Origin of the sequence: Aeromonas sp. 603757 (assembly GCF_049171255.1) — a bacterium.
GTDB classification, from domain to species: domain Bacteria; phylum Pseudomonadota; class Gammaproteobacteria; order Enterobacterales; family Aeromonadaceae; genus Aeromonas; species Aeromonas veronii_A.
This window is the reverse complement of sequence record NZ_JAAKOE010000015.1, coordinates 54,584-67,427: the sequence shown is the minus strand read 5'-3', so window position 1 is coordinate 67,427 and position 12,844 is coordinate 54,584. Positions and strand designations below refer to the sequence as shown.

Genomic DNA, 12,844 nt, shown 5'->3' with positions numbered 1-12,844 from the left:
TCAGGTCGCGTCTGCGCGGCAGTTATGGCGTTAATATATGACAAATAAATGACAGTATTGTTACTGCTCGCTGAACGCTTCGTCGATGTCGACCACCAGATCGTCGGAGAGGGATTCCAGCGCGGTGATCAGCTTATCCATCGCGAGCCCGTCGGGCAGGGCAACCAGCGCATGGGCATAGAAGAGCGGGGCGCCGGAGTGGGGAGCCGGTTCACAGCCGGTGGTGAGATCGGCCACGTTGATCTCGAGCTGGCGCAGGATGCTGGCTACTTCATGGACGATGCCGGGGCGGTCGTTGCCGGTCACTGTCATCATGACTTGATGGGCTGGCTCGGCGGTAGGTGTCCCTTCGGCAAAGCTGATGGTCAGACCCGGTAGCAGGGCCAGTGCTTCGCACAGGCTGCGATAGTGCTCATCGGGGACAGAGACATGGAGGATACCGGCAAACTGTCCCGCCAGTTCGCTCATGGCGCTGCCCAGCCAGTTGCCCTGCTCGCTGCTGATGACTGCAGCCAGACTCTCGACGATCCCGGGTTTGTCTGCACCGATCACGGTGACCACCAATTGCTTTTGCATCCTGCTCTCCTTGAAATGGGATTTCTTGCTCTATCCCTATTGTGCCTGCTGGGGCTGGTCATATGAACCCCCGCCTGCTGACAAATAGATAAAAAGACGGGACTTTTCACTTTCTATACACGGGTCTGCTGCCTTGCTCCGTGGCGGCTGTGGTAAAGTAATTCCCCTTTCGTGTCGTGAACTGGATCGTGCTCTCATGAATACCCTTGTCCTATCGGGATTGCTGTTGCTGGCGCTGCTTGTGCTGGCGATCTTCTGGAGCAGAGGCAGACAGCAAAAGCGCCTGCCCTATGATGTGCAGGAGACCCTGTTCAGTCCCGCCGAACGATCGTTCCTCGCGGTGCTGGATCTGGCGGTGGGTGACAAGGCCCGGGTCTTTGCCAAGGTAAGAGTGGCCGATGTGCTGACGCCGCAGGCCGGGATCGGCAAGAGCAAATGGCAGCAGCACTTCAACAAGATCAGCGCCAAGCATTTCGACTATCTGCTTTGCCACCCTTCTGATCTCTCCTTTATCTGTGCCATCGAACTCGATGACAGCTCCCACCGCCATCAGAAGCGCAAGGCGCGGGATCTCTTTCTGAAAACCGCCTGCGACAGCGCCGGTCTGCCCTTGCTACAGATCCCGGCAAGTGCCAGCTATCTGGTGGAAGAGCTGCGCGAACAGATCCTGCCGCTGCTGGTCAAAACCAGCGAACCCTTGATTGACGATCTGCCGCACGGGGCGCGCCGCGAGCCGACGTTCAACCCTCTGCTGCTGGATGGTGTGGATGTTGGTGCCGGGATGCGTGGCCGCACTGCCCATGCCGAGGCTGTCTCGTCCTCGTCGCTCCACGAACCTGCCATCTGGGCCAAGGGGATGGTGGAGACACCACAGAGTGAGGGTGAGCTGGTCGATGGACTGTTCGCCGATGTAGAGGAGGACGAGGAGCTCGAGGTGCAGCATTGCCCCCGTTGCGATGCGCCGCTGGTGGAGCGGGAGGCGAAAAAAGGCCCCCACGCCGGTCGACTCTTCCTGGCCTGTAGTCGTTTTCCCGAGTGTCGTTATGCGGCGCCGCATCACCACCACAGCCACTGAGTTCATCTGACCGTGCTGCATGCTGCCCTCTGACGAGGGCAGTTTTCTTTCCGCCATTGGCGGCGTTTGCTAGCGGCGCCAATGCAGAAAATTCCTCGGCAAAATTTATCTAATCTCCCGTTTCTATCGATACACTTAGCCTGAATACGACAATTTTTGACAATGTGTCGGTTTTTTGGCACTTTGTGTGCCTGCAAAAAGACAGTCAGTAGCTGTTTTATTACTAAATAAAACAATAAGTTAGTTCAGGATATCGCGAGGGATGGATATGGTGGAGATGGGCGTGTTGATTGTTGATGCCGATGCGCAGCGGCGCCAGCAGTTGGGAACCGTGCTCTCGTTTATGGGGATCCTGTGGCAGGATGTCGCAGAAGGGGACCTGGATGTCGCCATCGAATCTTCTGGCCCACTGCAAGGGGTGCTGGTGGGTGAACTGGCAGGTCGCACCTTGCCCGAGTTACTTGCCGCTTTCCCTCGTACCCCCTTTATCTCGCTGGTTGAGGCGGAACTGCCCAACAGCAACTTTATCGGGGTCGCGCTCTCGCCTTTTACCTATGAATCCCTCACCCGTCATCTGCACTTCTGTCAGGCTTTTGTCTCTCTCCATCCCCGTCAACAGACCCACGACAAGGGGCAGACGTTGCTGCGTTTGCTGGTGGGCAAAGGGAAGGGGATCCAGGAGGTTCGCCGCCTCATCAGCCAGGTGGCCGAGACCGATGCCAACGTGCTGATCCTTGGTGAATCGGGAACCGGCAAAGAAGTGGTGGCCCGTGCCATTCACGAACTCTCGGCCCGCAGTAGTGGCCCCTTTGTGCCTATCAACTGTGGTGCCATTCCTGCCGAGTTGCTGGAGAGCGAACTGTTCGGTCACGAGAAGGGAGCCTTTACCGGCGCCATCGCAGCTCGTCGCGGTCGTTTCGAGCTGGCGCAGGGGGGCACCCTGTTCCTCGACGAGATTGGCGACATGCCGATGCCGATGCAGGTCAAACTGCTGCGGGTATTGCAGGAGCGGCTGTTCGACAGGGTCGGTGGTGGCAAGCCCATTCAGGCCGATGTGCGCATCATTGCGGCGACCCATCGGGATCTGGAGGCATTGATCCGCAGTCAGGGTTTTCGTGAAGATCTCTACTACCGCCTCAACGTCTTCCCCATTGAGACCCCGCCACTGCGGGATCGCATCGATGACATTCCGCTGCTGCTGCAGGAGTTGCTCAACCGTCACGCGGAGCAGCACCACAGTGTGATCCGTCTGACCCAGCGGGCGCTGGAGTCGCTGATGCAGTACCCCTGGCCGGGCAATGTGCGCGAGCTTTCCAACCTGCTGGAGCGGCTGCTTATCCTCTACCCGCAACAGATCGTCGATGTGGCGGATCTGCCGAGTCGTTATCGTCTGTTGCCGAGCGAGCCGCGGGATGAGCGGCTGACCGAGATGGATGAGCGGGATGCGCTGGCGGCGGTGTTCCAGGAGCCGCCGGAGCTGGATCACCCCCTCGCCTCTGCCCGCACCATGCAACTGCCGGAGGAGGGGGTCAATCTCAAGGAGATGCTGGCCGACCTTGAAGTGGAGCTGATCCGCCAGGCGCTGGAGTCGCAGGACGGGGTGGTGGCCCGCGCCGCCGATCTGCTCGGCATGCGCCGTACCACCCTGGTAGAGAAGATGAAAAAGTACGGGATGAGCAAGGACGTTTAAGGGTCAAAGCCTTGACGTTAACATGCAATCTATTGCTTTAATTGAAATAATTTAGTGGCATGGAAATTGAATAACCTGACCCAATAGCCAGTTTGAGGTCAGGTTTATGACGATCCAGCAGCAGGACATGCCACTCCAGTCCCACGAAGTGAGCCAGCTCTATGCCATCTTCAAGGCGCTCCCCACCGGGGTGTTGCTGCTTGACGGGGCTGGGGTGGTCACCCGCGCGAATCCGGCAGCCATCTCCCTGCTGGGGGAGCCGCTGGAAGGAGAGCTCTGGCGCCGCATCATTGCCCGCTGTTTTGAACCACGTGAGGATGATGGCCACGAGATCTCCCTGCGCGACGGACGACGGGTCCAGCTTTCTACCCAGCCGCTGCCGGATCAGAGCGGCCAGCTGGTCTTTATCAATGACCTCACTGAAACCCGCAAGCTTCAGGATCGCATCAACCACATGAAGCGGCTGTCGGCGCTGGGCAATATGGCGGCTTCGCTCGCCCACCAGATCCGCACTCCGCTCTCCGCCGCCATGCTCTATGCCGCCAACCTGGCCAACCGTACCCTCAAGCCGGAGTCCCGCAGCCAGTTTCAGCAAAAGCTGATGGCCCGCCTCCAGGATCTGGAGAAGCAGATCAACGACATCCTGCTGTTTGCCCGCAATGGCGACAATCAGGTGGTCACCCCCATCTCGGTACAGGGCTTGCTGGCTGAAGTGCAGGCTGGTGCCGAGGCTTTCTGTCAGCAACAGGGCTGCGAACTGCACATGGAGGCGCCGGAGCCCGATCTCTGCCTGCTGGCCAACAGCAGCGCACTGGCGGGCGCCATCAACAACCTGATCGCCAATGCCCAGCAGGCGGGGGCCACGTCACTCTTGGTCAGCGCGGTGCGCAGTGGTGTCCGGGTGGAGATGCGTGTCATCGACAATGGCAAGGGGATCCCTTCTCACCTGCTTGGTCAGGTATTCGAACCCTTCTTTACCACCCGCTCCCAAGGCACAGGCCTCGGGCTGGCTGTGGTGCAATCCGTCGTGCGTGCCCATCAGGGGGAGGTCGGTGTGGCCTCGGTTCCCGGTGAAGGCACCTGTTTTACTCTGTCGTTCCCCCTGCATCAGCAGCAGGTGCAACTTGGAGGTGCAGCATGAGCCTTGTTAAGGAGCTGTGCCTGCCGAGAGGGAGCCATATCAATGCGGCCAGGTTGGCTGTCGTGGGAGGTGTAGCATGACTCAGGCCCGGATCCTGGTTGTAGAAGATGACAATGGCCTGCGCGAAGCGCTGGTGGATACCCTTTTGCTCGGCGGTTATGAGTGCCGTGAAGCGGACAGTGGCGAGCGGGCTCTGCTGGCTCTCTCCCGTCAGCCGTTTGACATGGTGATCTCCGATATCCAGATGGGGGGAATGGACGGCCTCACCCTGCTGGCGACCATTCGCCAGCAATATCCGCAGATACCTGTGCTGCTGATGACCGCCTACGCCAATATCGACGGCGCGGTGCGCGCCATGCGCGAAGGGGCCATCGACTATCTGGCCAAGCCCTTTTCGCCGGAGGTGCTGCTCAATCAGGTCAGCCGGTATGTGCCCGCTCAGAAGGTGGAAAAACGTGCCGTGGTCTACGGGGATCCCAAAACTGCCGAGCTGTTCCAGCTGGCGACCCGGGTGGCCAGAAGCGAAGCGACCGTGATGGTGACCGGCCCGAGCGGGACGGGTAAAGAGGTGCTGGCCCGTTACATTCATGACAACTCCAGCCGCGCCGAGCTGCCCTTCGTCGCCATCAACTGTGCCGCCATTCCGGAAAACATGCTGGAGGCGACCCTGTTTGGCTACGAGAAGGGCGCCTTCACCGGTGCGGTACAGGGGTGCCCAGGCAAGTTCGAACAAGCGCAGGGGGGCACCCTGCTGCTCGACGAGATCACCGAGATGGATCAGGGGCTGCAAGCCAAATTGCTGCGGGTGTTGCAGGAGAAAGAGGTGGAGCGGCTCGGCAGTCGCAAGATGATCCCGCTGGATGTGCGGGTCATCGCCACCAGCAACCGGGATTTGAAAAAAGCGGTGCAGGATGGCCTGTTCCGCGAAGATCTCTACTATCGCCTCAACGTCTTCCCGCTGCGCTGGTCTGCCCTCTGCGAGCGGCCCGGCGACATTCTGCCACTGGCGGAGCATCTGCTGGCGCTTCATGCCAGTCAGCAGGGACTGCCGACACCACAGCTGACGGACGCCTCGCGGGAACGGCTGCTGGCCCACCCCTGGCCCGGCAATGTGCGGGAGCTGGACAACGTGGTACAGCGCGCCCTGATCCTCACCCCGGACGGGGTCATTGATTGTGACCACCTCATTCTGGAGGAGCTGGATGAGCAGGAGATGGAGTTTGTCAGCGTGGAGCGCAGCTATGGTGGCGATCGCCTCGGCAGCGAGCTCAAGCAGCAGGAGCACCAGATCATCCTCGACACCCTGCAAGATTGTAACGGCAGCCGCAAGGCGGTGGCCGACCGACTCGGCATCAGCCCGCGCACCCTGCGCTACAAGCTGGCCCAGATGCGGGAGGCGGGGATCGACCTGCCAGCCTGAGGCATGTGGGAAATCGTACTGTGTGGGGGCTGTCATGGTCTTGACGGCCCGGCTCGATTATCATGGGGCCCTTGGCGCTTTGAGCCTGGGCCCTGTTTTTATTGGTAAAGCAGGGGGCCGAGCCTTAATAAGGGACCCCTATGATCTCTCATCGAAAACTCGAAACCGTACTGAACCATCTGCTCGAACCGCACGCCATCAAGGATTACTGCCCCAACGGCTTGCAAGTGGAGGGGCGCGAACGTATTCGCAAGATAGTTACCGGTGTCACCGCCAGTCAGGCGCTCATCGACGCGGCGGTGGCTGCCGAGGCCGATGCCATTCTGGTCCATCATGGCTACTTCTGGAGCGGTGAACCGGCCCAGATCACCGGCATGAAGCAGCGTCGGCTCAAGACCCTGCTGACCCACGATATCAACCTGTTTGCCTACCATTTACCGCTGGATGTCCATCCCGAGGTGGGTAACAACGCCCAGCTCGCCAAGCTGCTCGACATCAAGGTGCGTCGTGGTCTGGAGCCGTGGAACAGCAAGAGCATCGCCATGGTGGGCAAGCTGGAAGAGCCGATGAGCGGCCGCGATTTTGCCAAGCTGATTGCCGAGCGCCTTGGCCGTGAACCACTCTATTGTGGCGATACCGGCCCCGAGCTTATCCGTTCCGTGGCCTGGTGCACCGGCGGCGGTCAGAGCTACATCAATCTGGCGGCGGAGCAGGGCATCGATGCCTTTATCTCCGGTGAAGCCTCAGAGCAGACCATTCACACCGCCCGCGAGATGGGGATGCACTTCTACGCCGCGGGCCATCACGCTACTGAGCGTTACGGCGTCAAGGCGCTGGGGGAGTGGCTGGCGACCGTGCACGGGCTGGATGTGACCTTTATCGATATCGACAATCCGGTGTAGGGTCGCTTGGCCGCGTAGCGGCGTAATCGGACCGGACCTAAGCCATCGTGTGGTAGGTAGAAATGACAAGGGAGGCTTAAGCCTCCCTTGTTGTATCTGACATGCAGTTGTTGGCTGTTACTCGCAGGCGTAGCCAGCGGGGCCCAGCAGGGCGCCATCCAGTTGCACAGCGCCGTCCACCATCTGCAGCCTGCCTTCGCAGAACCAGCGTACCACCAGCGGATAGATGCTGTGTTCCTGCGCCTGTACCCGTGCCGCTACCTCCTCCGCCGTGTCCCTTTCAAAGATGGGCACGCGGGCCTGCAGGATCACCGGGCCCCCGTCCAGCTCTTCGGTCACGAAGTGGACGCTGGCGCCGTGTTCACTGTCACCGGCATCTATGGCGCGCTGGTGGGTGTACAGGCCCTGATACTTGGGCAGCAGGGAGGGGTGGATATTGATCATCCGCCCGGCGAAATGGCGCACCAGATCGCCGCTCAATATCCGCATAAACCCCGCCAGCACCACCAAGTCCGGCTGATAGTCTGCCATCAGCGCCAGCAGGGCGGCGTCATACTCCTCCCGGCTGGCAAACTGCTGCTGGGCCAGAATGGAGGTCGCCACGCCAGCTTCTTTGGCGCGAACCAGACCATAGGCATCGGCCTTGTTGCTGATAACGCCGACCACTTCACCGGCAATCTTGCCGCTGGCGCAGTGGTCGAGGATCGCCTGCAGGTTGCTGCCGCTGCCAGAGATTAGGACGAGGATCCGCATCATTTGATGACGACCTGCTCCTCACCGTCTGCTGCCTTGGCGATATGACCGATGTGCCATGCATTTTCACCTTCCGCCTTGAGCAGGGTCAGCGCCTTCTCCAGCTGGTTGGCGGGCAGGGCGATGATCATGCCGACGCCGCAGTTGAAGGTGCGATACATCTCGTGACGGGTGACGTTGCCAGCCTGCTGCAGCCAGCTGAACACCGCCGGCCACTGCCAGCTCTGCTCGTCGATTACCGCTTGAGTATTTGCAGGCAATACGCGGGGGATGTTCTCCCAGAAGCCACCGCCGGTGATGTGGGAGAGGGCATGGATCTCGCACTCCTTGATGAGCTTGAGCACAGGCTTCACATAGATACGGGTCGGCTCCAGCAAGGCATCTGCGAGGGTGCGGTCACCCAGCGGCTGATGCACGTCGGCTTTGGAGACTTCCAGAATTTTACGGATCAGGGAGAAGCCGTTGGAGTGAGGGCCACTGGCGGCCAGCGCGATCAGGGCATCCCCTTCACCGACCTTGCTGCCGTCGATGATTTCGCTCTTCTCCACCACACCGACGCAGAAACCGGCGATGTCGTAGTCTTCCCCTTCATACATACCCGGCATCTCGGCGGTCTCGCCGCCCACCAGGGCACAGCCTGACTGCTCGCAACCGGCACCGATCCCGGTGACCACCGCGGCCGCGGTGTCCACGTCCAGCTTGCCGGTTGCATAGTAGTCGAGGAAGAACAGCGGCTCGGCGCCCTGTACGATCAGGTCATTGACGCACATGGCCACCAAATCGATGCCCACGGTGTCGTGCTTCTTCAGGTCGATGGCCAGCCGCAGCTTGGTGCCCACACCATCGGTACCGGAGACCAGTACCGGCTCCTTGTAGCCCGCAGGGATTTGACACAAGGCCCCAAAGCCGCCAAGACCACCAAGGACTTCAGGACGACGAGTGCGCTTTGACACGCCCTTGATACGTTCAACCAGTGCATTGCCGGCATCGATATCTACGCCAGCATCCTTGTAGCTCAGTGAGGTTTTGTCAGTCACGAGTATTCCCCGTCATGTAAAGAAGTGGAGGGTAAAATTCGGGGCGTATTCTAACAGTGGCGGTGAAAAACCAGAAAGGAAATCGTTTGCGCGTTTTTGCGCGGAAATGCTCTACAAGCGGTGGCTTTTGTTGTATGATTCCGCGATTTTTTTGCGGCAGGTTAGAGGAGATAATAATGAAAGTCGTTGAAGTCAAACACCCCCTGGTCAAACACAAGATCGGTCTGATGCGTGAAGGCGATATCAGCACCAAGCGTTTCCGTGAACTGGCCAAAGAAGTGGGCAGTTTGTTGACCTATGAAGCGACCTCTGACTTCGAAACCGAGAAGGTTATCATCGATGGCTGGAATGGGCCAGTAGAAGTTGACCAGATCAAAGGCAAGAAGGTAACCGTCGTACCCATCCTGCGTGCCGGCCTTGGCATGATGGATGGCGTGCTGGAGCACATGCCGAGCGCCCGAGTCAGCGTGGTCGGTATCTACCGCGATGAAGAGACCCTGCAACCGGTTCCCTATTTCGAGAAGATCGTCAGCAACATCGAAGAGCGTCTGGCGCTGGTCATCGATCCGATGCTGGCCACCGGCGGCTCCATGATCGCCACCATCGATCTGCTGAAGAAGAAAGGCTGCCAATCCATCAAGGTGCTGGTACTGGTTGCCGCGCCGGAAGGGATCAAGGCGCTGGAAGCCGCTCACCCTGACGTAGAGCTCTACTGCGCTTCTGTCGACCAGGGGCTGAACGAGAAAGGCTACATCGTGCCGGGTCTGGGCGATGCAGGCGACAAGATCTTCGGTACCAAATAAGTTTATGCCTTGACCTGCTTCCCATGTGGAAGGGGTGATCGGAGCCGGCGCATCGCCGGCTCTGCTGTTTGTGGCCGCTTGTGCCAGCCTTGCCGCAGGACGCGCCTTGCCGCTACCATAAGCACACTCTCCCATTTCGAGACTCTGTTCATGTTCAAACGTGTTGTGACCGCCCTCTGCTGCGGCTTGTCATTCATGGCCTCGGCCGCTCAGGTGACCGACCTCTATCAGGGCAAGGCCCCGACCAGTGGTGACATGGTGGCCGCTCAGGGGCAGGCACTGGGTCAGGTGCTGATCAAGGTGACCGGCAAGCGCGACATCCTCACCCAGCCGGTGGTGGTCAAGGCGCTGGCGGCGCCGGGCGACTATGTCAAAAGCTATGGCTATCAGGATCAGGACTCCGTCAAGTATCTGAAAGCCGAGTTCAAGAGTGACAAGGTCAACAGCCTGGTCTCCGAGAGCCTGTTTGCCCTGCTTGGCCCGGCGCGTCCCCAAATGGCCATCTGGCTGGTGGTGGATCAGGGTGAGCGTCGCTTGCTGGCGGATCAATCCAGCGATGGTTGGGCGCAAGCCTTGCGCGAGCAGGCCCAGACGCTGGGGCTACCCATCAGCATTCCGCTGATGGATCTCGATGACAACATGGCTGTCAGTGCCACCGACGTCTGGGGACGCTTTGCCGACCCGATTTTGCAGGCAAGCCAGCGCTATGGCGCCGAGATGGTGGTGCTGGGCAAACTGACTCCTGAAGGTGACAAGTGGAGCATCGATTGGGGACTCTACGGCCCCAAAGCGGCCGGTGAAGTGACCGAGCTGACCCGTGGCAATAGCACCGGCTCTCAGGCCGAAGTGGCGCAAGGGTTTGCCGATACCCTGGCGGCCTGGCTGGTGAAAAACTATGGTGCCCGCATTTCGGGTCCGGCAACCAGCCAGACCCTGGTGGTGGATGGCCTCTCCGAAGTGGACAGTATGATCGCCGTGCAGAAGATGCTGCAGGGGATGGCCAACGTCAGCAAGGTGGCGATCGGCAAGCTGGAGGGGGACCAGGTCACCTTCAACTTTACCCTGCAAGGGGATCAGGCCGAACTGGTGCGGGCACTGCAGCTTGAGAGTCGTTTGCGCAAGGTTGACGATAATGGCAGCGGTTTGCGTTACCAATGGTCGCAGCCCTGATTTTATAAGGCTTTTGTAGACCGCCCGGCTTGTCCGGGCGGTTCTCTATCTGCCATTGCGATGGTACACTTAGCCACAAATGTCACAGTCAAAGCCCAACGAGTGAAGCAACCGGCCCAACTGTCTTTAGCCGTACAACTACCGGATGATGAAACCTTCGTCAGTTTTTATCCCGGCAACAATGCTCATCTGATCACCGCCCTCAAAAACGCGGCCATCGGTCAGGGATCACCTTTCCTCTATTTCTGGGGAGCCAAGGGATCCGGACGCTCTCATCTGCTCCACGCCACCTGTGCCGAGGTCAACGCCCGCGATGCGGCGGCGGCCTATCTCTCCCTCGATCAATTTGAACAGCTCGATCCCAGCATGCTCGATGCCCTCGAAAGCCTGCCGCTGGTCTGTCTCGACAGTCTCGAGGCGATCGCCGGCAATGCCGTGTGGGAGCGGGCGCTGTTCGACTTCTACAATCGCTGGCAGGAGAAGGGCGAGGGGACGTTGGTTGTCACAGGTTGCAGCGCACCGCGCAAACTGGGGCTGCAACTGCCGGATCTCGCCTCGCGCTTGGATTGGGGGGTGAGTTTCCATCTCGAAGAGCTGGATGATGAAGGCAAGCTCAGTGCCCTGCAGCTGCGTGCCGAGCTGCGGGGCTTCAAATTGCCCATCGATGTGGGCCGCTTCCTGCTCAACCGACTCTCCCGCGATATGCGCACCCTGCTCACCACCCTCAATCAGCTCGACAACGCCTCATTTCGCGCCAAGCGCAAGCTGACCATTCCCTTTGTCAAAGAGATCCTCGAGCTCTGATCCTCTCTGCGGTGTGCGGTTGTGGCCTGACTTTCGTTTGAATGGCAGATAAAAAGAAACCCCGGCTTCAGACCGGGGTTTTGCTATTTCAAAGGGCTTTGCCTATCAGTGGAACTGATCTTCTTCGGTGGAGCCGGTCAGTGCGGTGACCGAGGATTGGCCACCCTGAATGACGGTTGTCACCTTATCAAAGTAACCGGTACCGACCTCCTGCTGGTGGGCCACGAAGGTGTAACCACGGCTGGCGGCGGCAAATTCCGGCTCCTGCACCATCTCAACGTAGTGCTTCATCCCTTCGCCACGGGCGTACTGGTAGGCCAGTTCGTACATGTGGAACCACATGTTGTGGATACCCGCGAGGGTGATGAACTGATACTTGTAGCCCATGTCGGAGAGCTCCTGCTGGAAGCGGGCGATGGTGGCATCGTCCAGATTTTTCTTCCAGTTGAAGCTCGGTGAGCAGTTGTAGGCCAGGATGCGATCCGGGAACTTGGCCTTGATCGCTTCGGCAAACTTGCGCGCTTCGTCCAGATCCGGCTTGGCGGTTTCACACCACACCATGTCAGCGTAGGGGGCGTAAGCCAGACCGCGAGCGATGGCCTGATCGATACCGGCACGAACCTTGTAGAACCCTTCGGCTGTGCGCTCGCCAGTCAGGAAGTCTGCATCGTACGGGTCGGCGTCGGTGGTCAGCAGGTCAGCGGCGTTGGCATCGGTACGGGCGATCACCAGGGTGGTGGTGCCGCATACATCGGCTGCCAGACGAGCGGCAACCAGCTTCTGCACCGCTTCCTGAGTCGGTACCAGCACCTTGCCGCCCATGTGGCCGCATTTTTTCACTGATGCCAGCTGATCTTCAAAGTGCACGCCAGCGGCGCCCGCTTCAATCATTCCTTTCATCAGTTCGAAGGCGTTAAGCACACCGCCGAAACCGGCCTCCGCATCCGCCACGATCGGCAGGAAGTAGTCGATAAAGCCCTCATCCTGCGGCCCTACCTTGTTGGCCCACTGGATCTGGTCGGCACGGGCGAAGGAGTTGTTGATGCGCTCCACCACGGATGGTACGGAGTTGGCCGGGTAGAGGGACTGATCCGGATACATGGTGGAGGACAAGTTGTTGTCCGCCGCCACCTGCCAGCCGGAGAGGTAGATCGCCTCGATCCCCGCCTTGGCTTGCTGTACTGCCTGACCACCGGTCAGGGCGCCGAGGCAGTTGACATAGCCTTTCTTGGCGTCGCCGTGGATCAGGCCCCACAGCTTGTCGGCACCACGCTGGGCCAGGGTGTGCACCGGCTGCAAGCTGCCGCGCAGGTTCACCACGTCTTCGGCGCTGTAGCCGCGCTTGATCCCTTTCCAGCGGGGGTTTTCCGCCCAGTCTTTCTCGATAGCCTGGATCTGTTGCTCACGGGTCAGTGCCATATCAGTTCCCTCTTTCATTGATTTCACGTTTCCATTGACTTGTTATTGGCGAGC

At 59.7% G+C, this 12,844-nt stretch carries 12 protein-coding genes; 8 read left to right on the top strand and 4 right to left on the bottom strand.

What is annotated here, in order from left to right; genetic code table 11:
* Positions 1 to 60 precede the first annotated feature (60 nt).
* On the bottom strand, positions 61 to 576 hold the full coding sequence (locus G5332_RS14720; protein ID WP_421173083.1) for a glycine cleavage system protein R: 516 nt from the start codon (positions 574 to 576) through the stop codon (positions 61 to 63).
* A 196-nt stretch (positions 577 to 772) separates the two neighbouring features.
* Between G5332_RS14720 and G5332_RS14715 the strand changes: the two genes are divergently transcribed.
* The 5 genes from G5332_RS14715 to G5332_RS14695 all read left to right on the top strand — a co-directional run bounded on the left by G5332_RS14715 (position 773) and on the right by G5332_RS14695 (position 6,804).
* Positions 773 to 1,651 carry a DUF2726 domain-containing protein gene (locus tag G5332_RS14715; RefSeq protein ID WP_421173082.1) on the top strand — a complete coding sequence of 293 codons (879 nt, stop codon included), beginning with the start codon at positions 773 to 775 and terminating at the stop codon, positions 1,649 to 1,651.
* A gap of 268 nt (positions 1,652 to 1,919) precedes the next feature.
* Positions 1,920 to 3,341: a sigma-54 dependent transcriptional regulator gene (locus G5332_RS14710; protein ID WP_421173101.1), complete on the top strand. Its 1,422-nt coding sequence runs from the start codon at positions 1,920 to 1,922 to the stop codon at positions 3,339 to 3,341.
* Positions 3,342 to 3,447: 106 nt separating this feature from the next.
* Positions 3,448 to 4,482: a sensor histidine kinase gene (locus tag G5332_RS14705; RefSeq protein WP_421173081.1), complete on the top strand. Its 1,035-nt coding sequence runs from the start codon at positions 3,448 to 3,450 to the stop codon at positions 4,480 to 4,482.
* 76 nt (positions 4,483 to 4,558) lie between these two features.
* A complete protein-coding gene (locus tag G5332_RS14700) occupies positions 4,559 to 5,902 on the top strand; it encodes a sigma-54-dependent transcriptional regulator (RefSeq protein ID WP_421173080.1) in 1,344 nt (447 codons plus the stop codon).
* Positions 5,903 to 6,042: 140 nt separating this feature from the next.
* The gene (locus tag G5332_RS14695) at positions 6,043 to 6,804 is read left to right on the top strand and encodes a Nif3-like dinuclear metal center hexameric protein (protein WP_088869420.1); all 762 of its coding nucleotides are present in this window, start codon (positions 6,043 to 6,045) and stop codon (positions 6,802 to 6,804) included.
* Between the two features lie 117 nt (positions 6,805 to 6,921).
* On the opposite strand, the gene purN is transcribed toward G5332_RS14695, so the two are convergent.
* Entirely contained in the window at positions 6,922 to 7,560 is a 639-nt protein-coding gene (gene purN / locus G5332_RS14690; protein ID WP_279464688.1) for a phosphoribosylglycinamide formyltransferase, read from the bottom strand.
* Positions 7,557 to 8,594 carry a phosphoribosylformylglycinamidine cyclo-ligase gene (purM, locus tag G5332_RS14685; protein WP_042080181.1) on the bottom strand — a complete coding sequence of 346 codons (1,038 nt, stop codon included), beginning with the start codon at positions 8,592 to 8,594 and terminating at the stop codon, positions 7,557 to 7,559. The genes purN and purM overlap by 4 nt, the downstream gene beginning before the upstream one ends.
* Before the next feature lie 176 nt (positions 8,595 to 8,770).
* Between purM and upp the strand changes: the two genes are divergently transcribed.
* From upp to hda, 3 genes are all read left to right on the top strand, one after another.
* Positions 8,771 to 9,397 (top strand): uracil phosphoribosyltransferase, encoded by a 627-nt coding sequence (gene upp / locus G5332_RS14680; RefSeq protein WP_005334115.1) that lies wholly within the window; start codon positions 8,771 to 8,773, stop codon positions 9,395 to 9,397.
* Between the two features lie 150 nt (positions 9,398 to 9,547).
* Positions 9,548 to 10,567, top strand: coding sequence for a DUF2066 domain-containing protein (locus G5332_RS14675; RefSeq protein WP_421249173.1), 1,020 nt, complete (start codon positions 9,548 to 9,550; stop codon positions 10,565 to 10,567).
* A 102-nt stretch (positions 10,568 to 10,669) separates the two neighbouring features.
* A complete protein-coding gene (hda, locus tag G5332_RS14670) occupies positions 10,670 to 11,371 on the top strand; it encodes a DnaA inactivator Hda (RefSeq protein ID WP_013723920.1) in 702 nt (233 codons plus the stop codon).
* 105 nt (positions 11,372 to 11,476) lie between these two features.
* Here the strand turns inward: hda and aceA are convergent, their stop codons facing one another.
* Positions 11,477 to 12,790 carry an isocitrate lyase gene (gene aceA, locus G5332_RS14665; RefSeq protein ID WP_005344572.1) on the bottom strand — a complete coding sequence of 438 codons (1,314 nt, stop codon included), beginning with the start codon at positions 12,788 to 12,790 and terminating at the stop codon, positions 11,477 to 11,479.
* Positions 12,791 to 12,844 lie beyond the last annotated feature (54 nt).